Origin of the sequence: Bacillus sp. FH, assembly GCF_052216825.1 — a bacterium.
Classification (GTDB): domain Bacteria; phylum Bacillota; class Bacilli; order Bacillales; family Bacillaceae_G; genus Bacillus_A; species Bacillus_A paranthracis.
Genome location: NZ_JBQOUU010000001.1, coordinates 994324 through 1007675, shown reverse-complemented (window position 1 = coordinate 1007675; position 13352 = coordinate 994324). Strand labels below are relative to the sequence as shown.

Below are 13352 nucleotides of genomic sequence, written 5' to 3'. Positions count from 1 at the left end.
GGATAATATGATTTAATAAAAAGAAGCGATGAAATAAATCGCTTCTTTTTTGTTTAGATATTCTTTTTTTATAAATTCTTCATCTGTAACCAATTATAGAAAAATTATATGAATCCATAGTTTTCATACAGGTTGCATGTAAAAACTTCTTTTTCTCTCAATGTTTTTTCTTTTCCTTATAGAATCCTTATAATTATCATTTATTCTAGAATTACAATATACGAGGAGGAAGTTTAGGATGAATGAGATTATGTTAGAAACAAAAAATCTTTGTAAAACATTTAGAAAGCAAAGTGTCGTACAAAATATTTCGCTTTCTGTACCGAAATATTCAATCTATGGATTGTTAGGTCCTAATGGAGCGGGGAAATCGACCACTTTAAAAATGATAACAGGCATGCTTACACCTACTTCTGGTGAGATTTACTTTGATGGTCATAAATGGACGCGGCACGATCTACATTCTATTGGTGCTTTAATTGAGTCTCCTCCGCTTTATGAAAATTTAACAGCAAGAGAAAACCTGCAGGTTCGTACGACTGTTTTAGGTTTGCCTAAATCAAGGATTGATGAAGTATTGCATATTGTGGAGCTAGAGAATACAGATAAGAAAAAAGCGAAGGATTTTTCTATGGGGATGAAGCAACGACTGGGAATTGCGATTGCATTGCTGAACCATCCGAAATTTTTAATATTAGATGAGCCGATGAATGGACTGGATCCTTTTGGAATTCAGGAATTAAGAAAACTCATTCTATCCTTTCCTGGAAAAGGAATTACGGTCATTTTATCGAGTCATATTTTAAGCGAAGTAAGTCAAATTGCAGATCATGTTGGGATTATATCAGGTGGTGTATTGGGGTATCAGGGGAAATTGAATAAGAATGATGACTTGGAAGATTTATTTGTACAAGTGGCTGGAAAGTATAGAAGGGAGGCATAAGAAATGAATCTATATATTGCATCTGAAAAAATTAAAATTAGACATACTTTTTTGAATAAACTTATATGGCTAGTTCCATTTGCTACAATACTAATTGCCTTTTTATTATCGGCGGATTATTTTCAATTATCTAGTTACAACTGGTGGTACATTACGATGCTTCCGGGAATGGTTTCTTTAAGTTGTGTACTTCTTGCGGAGAAAGATAAAAAAATGAATAATCGTTCCATTTTATCGTTACCAGTTTCATTAAAACGAGTGTGGATTTCTAAAGTATTACTAATTTTAGGGATTTTGAGTTTTTCATGCATACTGTTTTTCTGTGGAATCGAGTTATCTAGTTTACTAGTAAATAAAGAGAATTTCCGCATCATTCCTACGGTAAATGCACTATTAGGAAGCGTTCTTTTAATCGTTACTTTTATGTGGCAAATTCCAATCTGCTTGTTTTTAGGTAACAAAATAGGTCTATTTCCGACGCTTCTGTTGAATGTAGGGGCAAATGGAATTTTTGGAGTTGTATTGGCAACAAAAAATATTTGGATGATTAGTCCATACACATATCCAAGTAGACTGATGATCCCTATTTTGAAAATACTACCAAATGGTTTGTATGCAGAAACCGGAAGTGTAACGTTTAAACCAGAACTACTTTCCTACGATGTGATTTTGCCAGGCATAGTAATTTCTGTTGTGTTGTTCCTGTTATTCACTTATGTGACGGCAAAGTGGTTTGAAAAGCAGGAGGCAAAATAATATGGCGGTTTTGTCGAGGATATTAAGAGCTGATTTTATAAAAATGAAACACACGATTTTTTTCTGGATACATGTAGCGATGCCAATCATCGGTATTGCTCTTTTTTTAAGTTATTATTCCTTTTCAAAATTTGATTCTATAAATAAAGTTTCAGGCTATATACAAGTATTATCGATATCTTTTCCGTTGCTAATTAGCATAGTGTGTTCTTCTGTCGTGGAACAGGAAGCTTTGGCAGGAAATTTTAAAGAACTTTTATCAACGGAATACGGAAGACGTAAAGCGTTAATTAGTAAAGTATGTTTACTTTTAATATGTGGGTTTTGTTCCACTATGTTGGCAGTCGTTGGGTTTGCGACAGGTTTTCATTTTCTGTTAGGACAAAATGAAATTCCATTTGCTTTGTATGTTGAAATTTCATTCATTCTTTTTAGTTGTCAAATCTTTATGTATATATGGCATCTGTTCTTAAATTTTCGCTTTAGTAAAGGTGTTTCCATTGGGATTGGAATTATAGAAAGCTTGTTGGCAGCTTTAATGCTTACAGGGATGGGGGATGTAATTTGGAAATACATACCATGTGCATGGGGCGCGAGATTATGCAATTATTTTTTGGGATACAAATTAAGTCCTAGTTCTATTCGTGTCTTAGCAGTAGAGGCAGCAACTGGAGCAGTGATTTGTGTTTGTTTCACGATCATTGCATTTGTTATTTCTCTTATGTGGTTTTCCTTTTATGAAGGACGCAAAGAAATGTAAGTGTAATTGTATTATAATGGAAGAGTGGGGAGGGATTCTATATGGCAAGAATATTAGCAATTGATGATGAAGACGGCATCCTTTACATTATAAAAAGTGCTCTAGAGAAAGAAGGTCATGAGGTAACAGCCGTTAGTAATCCTCTTACTATACCAAAGGAAAAATTTTGTCATTTTGATTTAATTCTGTTAGATGTCATGATGCCAGAAATAGATGGTTTTACACTTTGTAAGGAAATACGGGATTTGGTTGATAGTCCAATTGTATTTCTAACAGCCAAAACAATGGAGAAGGATCTAATCACAGGGCTTAGTCTCGGTGGAGATGACTATATTACAAAACCTTTTGGAATTGGAGAACTGCGTGCGAGGGTATCCGCGCATGTAAGGCGTGAGCATAGAGAAAAGCAAAATGCATTTTTCCTGTCAGGTCTTACATTTCATCTGTCATGTAAAGAAATATGGTATGACGATACATCTATCGCATTTACGAAAAGTGAGTATGGAATTTGCGAATATCTAGCTTTGAATCATGGACAAGTATTTTCAAGAGAAAAGATTTACGAAAATGTTTTTGGTTATGAGGGAGAAAGTGATAACCAAGTAATTGTGGAACATATTAAAAATATCCGTCATAAATTATCTAAGTATGGCATGAATCCAATAGAAACAGTATGGGGAATTGGTTATAAATGGAGAAAATGAAAAAGCAAGTCAACCTTAGTAAGATTTTAATACAGTATATTTTTGCATTTTCAATAGGGACGATTGCTTTAGTGACTTTTTTTATGATTCTATTCCAAGTTGGAGTTAACGCAGAAATAATCTTACCAGCAAATTATTATGAAAAACAGATTGAGTCGCAAAGAGATGCTATAGTTAAAGCGGAACAGGAAGATGATCAAATTTTAAAACAATATAAATATGCTCTGTATGATTTTTCAGGAAACGTTATACAAGGGAGTATTAATAAAGATTATGCAGGACAAATATGGAATAACATACATAATGATGAAAAAGGTGACAGTACGTACTACTATGCAATTATAGAACGCGATAAAGATATTTGTGTCATTCTATATACGTTACACGCTACTTTTAAAAATCCTATTTTGCAGAAGTATTTACCGAGTCCGGAAGTTTGTGAAATTGTTCTTTTTATTCTACTATTTGTTGCCGAAGTGATATTTCTATCTCGCTCTTTTGGTAAATCATTGTCAAAGGAAATGATGATTTTGAGAAAGGTAACAGATAAAATTCAAAAGGAAGATTTAGATTTTCAAGTGGAACAATCTAAAATAAAAGAAGTGAATGAAGTATTAACTTCTTTAGTAAAAATGAAAGATGAATTAAATCATTCGTTACGTACACAGTGGAATATGGAAACAAATAGAAGAGAGCAGATTGCTGCTTTGGCACATGACATTAAAACGCCGTTAACGATATTGAGAGGGAATGCAGAGCTATTAAATGAATCAATGCTAGATTCAAATCAGAAGAAATGTAATGAGCATATTTTGAAAAGTATTGATGAGATGGAAATATATATGAAATCTTTACTCGATATTACGAAATGTGAGGAAGGCGCTCCACTTCAATTCAAGCAAACAGATCTCCGAGACTTTATTCATAATATTATAGAAGAAAGTGCAATTTGTGTTTTAGGCAAACAGTTAAATCTAATTGAAAATGTTCAGGACATACCAAATTTTATTCCTATTGACGAGACCGCTTTGAAAAGAGCAATTATGAATATAATGATGAATGCAATTGAATATTCTCCGACAAAGGGTGACTTGATGTTCTCAGTGGAAATGATTAGTGAAAAACTGCAATTTATTGTAGAGGACTCGGGAAGAGGGTTTACAGAAGAGGAAATGCATTCAGCTACAGAGCAGTTTTATAGGGGAGATAAAAGTAGAAACTCCAAAGATCACCATGGAATGGGGTTATACATTGCTAAAAGCTTTGCAAAGCAACACGGTGGAAATCTTTACTTAAGTAATTCGAAAAAGCTGTACGGTGCAAAAGTTGTTTTGGAAATATCAGCGAAGTAGAGGGAGGGGGGCAGATTATAACAATTCGCTCCTTTTTAATATACTTCTTTTACAACTATATGTTAAAAATTCATTTATAAACTAGAGATAACCTCAACCTATTTGTAATTTATATGTACGTTCTTAATTTGTTTGTAAGGAAAGAGGTTTTTAATTTACAGACTTATCGGAATTATGTAAAGTGTAGATAAAACCATAAAATGGGGTGTTCTTTATGTGTACTAGTTTGACATTAGAGACAAAAAACGGTCAGCATCTTTTTGCAAGAACGATGGACTTCACATTAGATATGAATCAAGAAGTAATAATCATTCCTCGACATTACCAGTGGAATAATATAACTGGTGAAATCATTAATACGAAACATGCTACGGTCGGAATGGGAATTAATCATCAAGGAAGGATCATTATGGCGGACGGAGTAAATGAAGCAGGTATGACATGTGCAACACTCTATTTTCCAGGATTCGCTACGTATAGTCAAAGCATAGATGACAATAAAACGAATTTAGCTCCATTTGATTTTGTGACTTGGAGTCTTACACAATTCAATTCTGTCAAAGAGTTAAAGAAATCTGTAGATAGCCTTACCTTTTTGGATATACCGTTACCGGATTTAGGACTTACGCCACCACTACATTGGATTTTGGCAGATAAATGGGGAGATTGTATTGTACTGGAGCCGACAAATGAAGGATTAAAAATGTATGACAACCCACTAGGAGTGATGACGAATAGTCCGGAGTTTAATTGGCATTTGCAAAATTTAAGACAATACATAGGTCTTAAATCGCAGCCATTCGCGCCAACAGAGTGGAGTAACTTACCATTAAGTGCTTTTGGTCAGGGATCGGGCTCAATGGGACTTCCAGGGGATTTCACTCCACCCTCAAGATTTGTGCGGGCAGCATATGGCAAACAAAACATTCAAGGTATAGATAGCGAAGAAGAGGGAGTATCAGCCCTTTTTCATATCTTATCAAATTGTGAGGTTCCTAAAGGTGGAGTAATAACAGAAGAAGGTGCATTAGATAATACCATATATACAAGCGTAATGTGTATGGAATCCGGAACATATTATTATCATACTTACGATTGTAGACAAATTATAGCTGTTCATTTATTTCATGAAAATTTAGATACAGATGAGATTAAAGCCTATCCGTTCCAACGGAAACAAAAAATATTTTATGAAAATTAAGTAGCTTTGAAACAACGTTTGGTAAATTTTTAAATATATATAATAGAGCAATAATGGCCTATATAATTCATGGGTGCTTCTTTAACTTTGGGATTTATCATAAATCTACTCCTTTCTTCAATGACTCCAACGAGTAGAATTTTGCTGCTAGGAGCATTAGCTAAGGAGCAGTGAAGGTGGAATTTATTTATAAATAGTAAAGAACCAAAAAGGTGTGGAAAATATCCATACCTTTTTGGTTCTTCTATTATCTATGTATAAAAAAGCGCTGTATATCAGCACTTTTTAAAAGTACATGAGTTGTATAAGAAAAACTTATATATTACCTATAACTATACAAGGTCTAATATAGATTCTTATTTGATTAATTGTTATAAGAGCCTATACGCTTATTTATTTTTATTATTATTAATTTTTTCCGTATATAGCACCTGCTCTTTATAATGCTTCTTAATTGGGAAAGTATGTGTACCAGAGCCGTTTTTGAAATTTTTATTGATAGGATTTTTTAGCGGGATTGTTGTAGTTTCGGTAAATTCATATGGGTAGTTTATTTTAGATTTATCTTCAAACATGAAAATGCCTCCTTTTAGGATTTCCTGAATTCTTTACTATAACATGATATGCATATAGATTTTTTTTGGACTAGTTATTTATAGAGGTTAATGGAATTTAATTACGAAACTACTGAAATGTTTTAAAGGAAAATAATTTGTGAAATATATGATATTGATTTTTGTTATTTGTTTTGGGAGGTGTTTTTTGCATATGTATTCGTTATAAATTGTTTTTATAATATGATTCATATAGGTTTTTCCTGATAATATAATGCGGAATATTATAGTGTTATTATGTTATTAGGAACATTTAATGCTGTTTCATAACTGAAAGGGAATTGAAAAAAAACTGAAACTTTTCTCATAAAAATTCAATCTAACTTGAAAAATGAAAGGAAAATGAAATTTTCCAAAAGATATTCTTTGTTAAGATAAAAAACATACATAAATAAAGTGTTGACATATCTTAAAAATGTATTTTCAAGATATAGTGGGGGAAAAGATGAGAATAGAAAAACAATTAATAAAAAAAATGTATTATGAAACATTCCTAATGGAGAATGTAACAAAACCACCTCTTGACGTGCTTGGAGAAGCTTATGTAAACGAAGAAAAAAATGAGATTTCTGATGGATCTTATATTCGTTTTGCGCAAGGTGAATTTTATTATCAGCATCAAGATTTTGAAGCAGCTATTTTTAAATGGGAGAAGGTTAGTAATGAATTAGCACCATGGGCACAAAAAAATATTGCGGATGCTTATTTCGAACTGAATCAATTAGCAGTTGCTGAAAATGTTTATACTTCCATTGCTACTGATAATATAATATTGATGACAGAAATTAGATTACAATTACTTTCTCTTTACATAGAGCAAAATAATTTTGAAGCAGCTTTCGCTGTTATTAAAGAAGCGGTTTCTTTAAATCCGGATTATCCGAATGTCACAAAAATTGCCCGTTCCTTTTACGAGGAACAACAAGATTTTGATAGTGCAGTAGAGCTTGCTGTGAATGAGTTAATTCGAATAGAATCTTATCCGTGGTTTGAGGTGTTAAAAGGATATATCGATAAAGGATTTACTAAACATATTTCACCAGATTATTTTTATGATGCATTAGTTACATTAAATAATGTAGATCAAGTACAATTTACGCAAATGGTTTCATCACTTTGGAACAGTTATAAAAATGAACAAAATTACTTATTGTGGCTTAACACAATAAATGAATTTTTCTTACATATTGAAATAGAGTCGTCCGATATATGGGACAAAATTTCTTCTCTTTACGAAGAAACGTACTTTGCATTAATTCAAGGGCAATATACGCTTAAACAATTACACGATATCATTCCAAGTCTTTTAACAAATTGGTTAAAAGTAGTCAATCCGTCTTATGCTGTATTTCCATCAGCAGCTGTATTGGCATGGGATGAAATTTTTCCTACCCAAATAGATTCATCAAATATAAAACATGCGGAAAAGCTACTGTTATATTCTATGAATCATGTGAATGGTTTAGAGTACAGTCTACATCTTTTTGAATCTATTACACAGTGGGCACAAAAGAACAATATAGAAATAGGTCAACGATTTAGATGGTTAGTTGACGAACTTGCAGATTTAAGAACAAATCGTATTTTAGTAACAGGAACTTCAGGGAACGGAAAAACTACATTTATCAACTCTATATTAGGAGAAAATCTATTAGAAAAATCAATTTCAAATGTAGTAGTTTTAAAAAATGATGCTCATACAGAAATTAACGCCATAACAGATGCTGCAATTACAACAACGGAAGATATCTCTGATTATCATAATATGATGTCTCAACACCATCAAACGTATAGAGATAGAGCATGTGTTGAATTTAAATTACCATGCAAATTTTTAAGTGAAAATAAACTTACATTTGTAGTTACACCTGGCTTTAATAGGAATAACGACACTAGGGATGAGGTATTTGAATATCTAAATTCCGTGGATGAATTATTGTTTGTATTGAATGCGGATTCACCTTTTACTGATAAAGAGCGTGATATTCTATTAAGCATTCAAGAACATACACCAAATTTACAAATTCATTTCTTATTAAATAAAATCGATAACATTTACAGTGAAGCAGAAGTGAAAAGAGTATTACAAGATACGGCAGCGAGAATAAACACATATTTCCCGCAAGCGAGAATTTTTCCTTATTCTTCGTTATATACAAGTAGTCAACAATTAAATGAGTTAAGTGAGTTTATTCATTTTAACTTTAATCATAAAAATATTGATGCAGAACGTACTGAAAAGCTATTGTTCTTCATCCGAAAAACAATTACATATCTTTTAGCTAAACGCGTTGAGAAAGAAAACAATCTAGTGGATGCGATTAAGTGGAATGAAGATATGCTAGTGAAACTAAACGGTAGCATGAATAACCTTACTGCATTTGAGAGGGAAAAAATTCATTTCATTACAGAGTCATATCGTACAATGAAAACGGAAATTACGAATGATCTTACTGAAAATATACCGAAGGTATTACAGAGTTGTTCTGATTTAATAAGTGAAGAAAGCGATTTCGGTCACATGGATACGCAACTAAATAAAGCAATGAATGAAAGAGTGCATAAATATTTAGAACAAACGGTATTACCTCATCTTGCTCTTTCTATGCAAAATTGGATTGCAACTTCTCATAATGAGCTCCTTCAAAGTCAATCGTACTTAGAAGAACTTAGTGAAGGACTTAATTCTTTATTTGGAGAAAATCGAATACAGTTAGAATGTGACTTTAAAGTGTTGGATGACTGGCGCAGAGATACTGACAGAATGACGACTAGAATACAAATGGATGAAGTAAATATTTTACGTCGATTTACGCCAGCACAATTTTTATTGAAAAGTGCCGGTAAATTATTTGGAGTTCTTCCTAAAAATAAAACTATGTTATATAACAAATACAAACAGTATGTAGAAAATGAAGATTATACTGAGGTAACGGATTCTATTATGAAGAAATTTTTCTTGCAATTTGAGCTATTCGAAAACACACAAGAGCGAGATATTCATATCTTCTTTAGGAATCCATTTAACTCCTTGAAACAAGCTGTAGAAAATATGCAATTAGAAATACAAGAAAAACAAGAGATGTTACATAAAATGAAATCAAATCCTGAAGTTTATCATGATTCTATCATGCTCTTTGAATTGAGATTACGTCAATGTGAAGTAATTTTACATATGGGTGATGATCATACTTATACAGATGTAATTTTAGAAACAAGTGCAGAATAAAAGTAAAATATTTAAGATTTTTTATGTGAAATTGCATCACATGTTATAAGAGAGTAAAAGGGAGCAACTGTAATGAGTTGCTCCCTTTGCATATTCACATTATTTTTCAGTTTCTTTAATTTTAGTTTGTACTTCGCCAGTTTTAATTTTATTACTTTCTGAGAAACGTAGTAAATCTCCTTCAATAATTTTGTCAGACATTCGTAATTCATTTTGTGCACGGTTAATGAGTGCTTGAGCTTCTTTTTTTGGTAAATCTACAATTTCACCTGTTATGCGGTCATAGAAAGTGTTGTTTTTGTATGCATATTTGTCTGTAATGAAGCTACCATCACGTAAAACAACAAAACCGGTATATTCATCTGAAAACATATCATGACCAAAACGAATATCGTTCGTAGTATCAATCCCTAATAAATTGAGAATAGTAGGTTTCATATCGATTTGTCCCGTAGGCTTTGAAATCGTTTGACCTTCTGTTTGTCCAGGGACATGAATATATAAAGGTGTACGTTGTAAATTTAAAGTATCAAATTCTGTTATTTGATCTTTTTCTAAAAACTGTGCCATTGCACGATTATGTTTTTCAGAAATGCCATAATGATCACCGTATAATACAATAATAGAATCATCATACATTCCCTCGGCTTTTAAACGCTCAATAAATTTTTTAATTGATTCGTCTAAGTAACGTGCTGTTACGATATAACGATCAAATACGCCATTACCAGAGTTATATGGTTCAATGAATTTTGTATCTTCATCATACGTAAATGGATAATGGTTCGTTAAAGTAAGGAAACGAGCATAAAATGGTTGATCAACAGTTTTTAATATATCTACTGATTGATCAAAGTATTCGATATCTTTTAATCCCCAATTTAAATTAGTTTCGGGCGTAATTTTGTAATCAAGTTCATTATAGTAACGATCATAACCGAGAGCAGAGTACATGATATTACGATTCCAAAATGTTGCGTTATTCGCATGGAATACAGAAGTGAAATAACCTTGCTGACGTAAAATTTCTGGAGTCGCAGTATAATCATTGTTACCGTGTGTGAAGAATACAGCTCCTCGATTTAATGGATATAACGACGTATCAATTAGAAATTCAGAATCGGATGTTTTTCCTTGCCCAGTTTGGTGGAAAAAGTTATCAAAGTAATAGCTTTCATTTATGAATTCATTCAAAAATGGTGTAACTTCTTGTCCGTTAACTGTTGCGCCTATTAAAAAGGTTTGTAAGGATTCAAGAGTAACAACAATTACGTTTTTTCCTTTTGCTACACCAAACATGTTAGGATTCGGCTGACTTTCGTTTGCCTTCACGTAGTTTTCTGTTTCTTGTAATTTACTACTATCAGCAAGTGCCTTTTGTGATCCTGCTTTTACTTGTAGTGTTAAATCATATACTTGATGCGTGTATAGTCCTAAATTTTTAACAAGCATGACTCGGTCGAATGATCTCGTTAGTAATTCAGGTCGCTCTTTTTCTGCAAGATGTAGATTTGCAAAAAATACACCAATCGTTAAGAGAAAATATAACAAGCGTGCCGAATGAGTTACGCGCCCCGTTTGGAAGACTAGTGCCTTCTTCTTTAATAAAATAAAGAAGAAAATAATGTCTGCGAATGCGAGTATAATTTTGTAGTTCAATATTTCTATAATACTACCGCCTAATTGGCCAAAGTTTGATGTTTGTCCAAGTACTGGTAACGTAACGAAATCACTATAAAAATCATAGAACATTACATTCCCAACAAGTACAATTGTTAATAAGAAATTAATACATAGCGCGATATAATTTCGCTTTTCACCGGTTGCAAATAATGCGAATCCGACAAAAGCTAATGAAGCAGCGAGAGGGCTAATAAACAAAATAAGCTCTTGTGTAGAAGATTCAATTTTTAAATCAAAACTGAATCTTGTAATAAGATATGTTTTTAACCATACTGCTAAAGCAATTATTAAAACAAAGCTTATATTTTGCATTTGTAAATTGATTTTATTTTTCATTTTTACTCCTTCTTTATATAATTTATTTAACTTGTATTATATATTATATTTTTATAACTATTAGAGTGTAATGAATCAACTAGCTAATGGTTTCTAAAGGTAAAAATATAAAGTATTCACATACGTACAATGAGGAATTTTCAAGCGCCAATCTATTTTTTAGAACAGGCAGAAAAAGTCATAGTTGTAGTAAAAAATACTTATAGACATCCTAACATATTAAACACTATGATGATGTTACAAAATATCGAACAAATGAAGGTGGAACTGAATAGTTTTATATACACGTTTATATTACATATGTATCTCATGAAATCTCGATTCCTTGTGGGATAATCGTTAGCGGAGGGAGGATAGTGATTTATGCTATTACTACATAAATAAAACGTTGTGAAACTTAAAATATTTGATTGGTATCTTAATTATGCAATTAGATGTCAGATAAATATTTTCCAACATATAACCCACTTGCAGCAGCTTGAGATAATGAATGAGTGACGCCTGAACAATCTCCAACTAAAAATAGACCATGTATACTCGTTTCAAAATGATTATTGAGTCTTATCGTAGGAGCATAAAACTTTCCGTCAATTCCATATAATAAAGTATCTGTATCGATCGGTTCTTGGATGAATTGTTCTAATCGTAATAAAAATTCTTTAAGTCCTTCAATATATAACGGAGGAATTTCTGTATTCAAATTTCCATAATCTCCTTGTAGCGTAGGTTGTATACGGTTATATTTCATGTCGTTCGCTATTGTAGGCTGTTTATTTAGTAAGTCCTCTAAGCGCTGTATAACAATCCGATCTCGTCCTTGGTTAATGTTTTTAATAATTGAACTTGCATATATATTTGCTTCTTTGAGAGTTGGAAAATAGCGCGGGATGAATAAAGTGAAATTTAAGTTAGGTGTGCCAGTTCCTTTCTCTCGAAAATTTTGACCGTCAGGCATAACTAAACCTTCTTCGTACTTTCTAATAATGCGTCCTTTTGGATTCATACAGTACGTAGTCGCTGTGAAATCCTCATGCTCATAAGAAAGTTTAGTCTCAAATGTATCTTTTAATATAGAACGTAATTGGTGTTCTTTCATCTCTACTCTAATACCTAAATCTACACGAGTTTGTTCCTGAGAAATATGTAGAGAAGTGCACATCTCCTTTAACCAATCTGCTCCGGAACGCCCAGTTGCAAATACTAGTTGCCTAGATTGAAATGTTCCTTCATTTGTATCTATAGTAAAATGATCTTTCTGTTTCATAATATGTTGTACATCTATATGAAATTGTATATTTATTTTCGTAAGTAAAAATTCGTAGAGTTGCTGAAAAATTTCCTTTGAAAGGGTAGTACCAAGATGCCGTACTTCTGTTGTTAGCATTTGTAAACCACACGATTCAGCTCTCTTATTGAGATTTGGATTTTCTGTAGAATATTTTGAAACTGAATTTCCTCCGAACTGACATAGAATTTCATCTACTTCAGCCATAAGTTGTATAAAGCCCTCTTTACCAACTTTTTGCTCAAGTTCTCCACCAAATCCGTTTGTATAATTAAATTTCCCTTCAGATTTTCCTAAACCAGCAAATCCGAAATATTTATCACATGTAGTACAATTACACGCTTTTCCTTCGTCTAAAGGACAATGGCGAGCTCCTAGCGCTTTACCTTTATCAAGAATTAAAACTTTTTTGTTACTTTTAACTAGTGAATAAGCCAGAAAAATGCTACTTACTCCAGCGCCGATAATTGTAACATCATACATATTCTT

10 protein-coding genes are annotated in these 13352 nt (G+C 32.3%); 7 read left to right on the top strand and 3 right to left on the bottom strand.

Annotation, left to right across the window (positions count from 1 at the left end; all coding sequences use genetic code 11):
• Positions 1-238 precede the first annotated feature (238 nt).
• The 6 genes from ACTT1L_RS05350 (at position 239) to ACTT1L_RS05325 (ending at position 5716) form a co-directional block, all read left to right on the top strand.
• Positions 239-943, top strand: coding sequence for a lantibiotic protection ABC transporter ATP-binding protein (locus ACTT1L_RS05350; protein WP_001002802.1), 705 nt, complete (start codon positions 239-241; stop codon positions 941-943).
• A 3-nt stretch (positions 944-946) separates the two neighbouring features.
• Entirely contained in the window at positions 947-1699 is a 753-nt protein-coding gene (locus ACTT1L_RS05345; protein ID WP_001055399.1) for a lantibiotic immunity ABC transporter MutE/EpiE family permease subunit, read from the top strand.
• A 1-nt stretch (position 1700) separates the two neighbouring features.
• Positions 1701-2459 carry a lantibiotic immunity ABC transporter MutG family permease subunit gene (locus ACTT1L_RS05340; protein WP_000279845.1) on the top strand — a complete coding sequence of 253 codons (759 nt, stop codon included), beginning with the start codon at positions 1701-1703 and terminating at the stop codon, positions 2457-2459.
• 41 nt (positions 2460-2500) lie between these two features.
• Complete coding sequence (locus tag ACTT1L_RS05335) at positions 2501-3163, top strand: response regulator transcription factor (protein WP_000101080.1); 663 nt, start codon at positions 2501-2503, stop codon at positions 3161-3163.
• Entirely contained in the window at positions 3151-4515 is a 1365-nt protein-coding gene (locus ACTT1L_RS05330) for a sensor histidine kinase (protein WP_000413918.1), read from the top strand. Before ACTT1L_RS05335 ends, ACTT1L_RS05330 begins: the two co-directional genes overlap by 13 nt.
• Positions 4516-4729: 214 nt before the next feature.
• Positions 4730-5716, top strand: a complete 987-nt coding sequence (locus ACTT1L_RS05325; RefSeq protein WP_061131611.1) for a choloylglycine hydrolase family protein — start codon at positions 4730-4732, stop codon at positions 5714-5716.
• Positions 5717-6105: 389 nt separating this feature from the next.
• Here the strand turns inward: ACTT1L_RS05325 and ACTT1L_RS05320 are convergent, their stop codons facing one another.
• The gene (locus ACTT1L_RS05320) at positions 6106-6291 is read right to left on the bottom strand and encodes a hypothetical protein (protein ID WP_000461128.1); all 186 of its coding nucleotides are present in this window, start codon (positions 6289-6291) and stop codon (positions 6106-6108) included.
• A gap of 454 nt (positions 6292-6745) precedes the next feature.
• Between ACTT1L_RS05320 and ACTT1L_RS05315 the strand changes: the two genes are divergently transcribed.
• Positions 6746-9559 carry a dynamin family protein gene (locus ACTT1L_RS05315; protein WP_140394883.1) on the top strand — a complete coding sequence of 938 codons (2814 nt, stop codon included), beginning with the start codon at positions 6746-6748 and terminating at the stop codon, positions 9557-9559.
• 99 nt (positions 9560-9658) lie between these two features.
• Here ACTT1L_RS05315 and ACTT1L_RS05310 read toward each other — a convergent pair whose 3' ends face one another.
• Together ACTT1L_RS05310 and ACTT1L_RS05305 are read right to left on the bottom strand one after the other, a co-directional pair.
• Entirely contained in the window at positions 9659-11578 is a 1920-nt protein-coding gene (locus tag ACTT1L_RS05310; RefSeq protein WP_048550030.1) for an LTA synthase family protein, read from the bottom strand.
• 430 nt (positions 11579-12008) lie between these two features.
• Positions 12009-13346 (bottom strand): NAD(P)/FAD-dependent oxidoreductase, encoded by a 1338-nt coding sequence (locus ACTT1L_RS05305; RefSeq protein WP_048550026.1) that lies wholly within the window; start codon positions 13344-13346, stop codon positions 12009-12011.
• Between the last annotated feature and the right edge of the window lie 6 nt (positions 13347-13352).

Coding starts and splice junctions, on each gene's coding strand:
- ACTT1L_RS05350 (WP_001002802.1), top strand. CDS start 239: ATGAATGAGATTATGTTAGAAACAAAAAATCTTTGTAAAACATTTAGA.
- ACTT1L_RS05345 (WP_001055399.1), top strand. CDS start 947: ATGAATCTATATATTGCATCTGAAAAAATTAAAATTAGACATACTTTT.
- ACTT1L_RS05340 (WP_000279845.1), top strand. CDS start 1,701: ATGGCGGTTTTGTCGAGGATATTAAGAGCTGATTTTATAAAAATGAAA.
- ACTT1L_RS05335 (WP_000101080.1), top strand. CDS start 2,501: ATGGCAAGAATATTAGCAATTGATGATGAAGACGGCATCCTTTACATT.
- ACTT1L_RS05330 (WP_000413918.1), top strand. CDS start 3,151: ATGGAGAAAATGAAAAAGCAAGTCAACCTTAGTAAGATTTTAATACAG.
- ACTT1L_RS05325 (WP_061131611.1), top strand. CDS start 4,730: ATGTGTACTAGTTTGACATTAGAGACAAAAAACGGTCAGCATCTTTTT.
- ACTT1L_RS05320 (WP_000461128.1), bottom strand. CDS start 6,291: ATGTTTGAAGATAAATCTAAAATAAACTACCCATATGAATTTACCGAA.
- ACTT1L_RS05315 (WP_140394883.1), top strand. CDS start 6,746: ATGTATTTTCAAGATATAGTGGGGGAAAAGATGAGAATAGAAAAACAA.
- ACTT1L_RS05310 (WP_048550030.1), bottom strand. CDS start 11,578: ATGAAAAATAAAATCAATTTACAAATGCAAAATATAAGCTTTGTTTTA.
- ACTT1L_RS05305 (WP_048550026.1), bottom strand. CDS start 13,346: ATGTATGATGTTACAATTATCGGCGCTGGAGTAAGTAGCATTTTTCTG.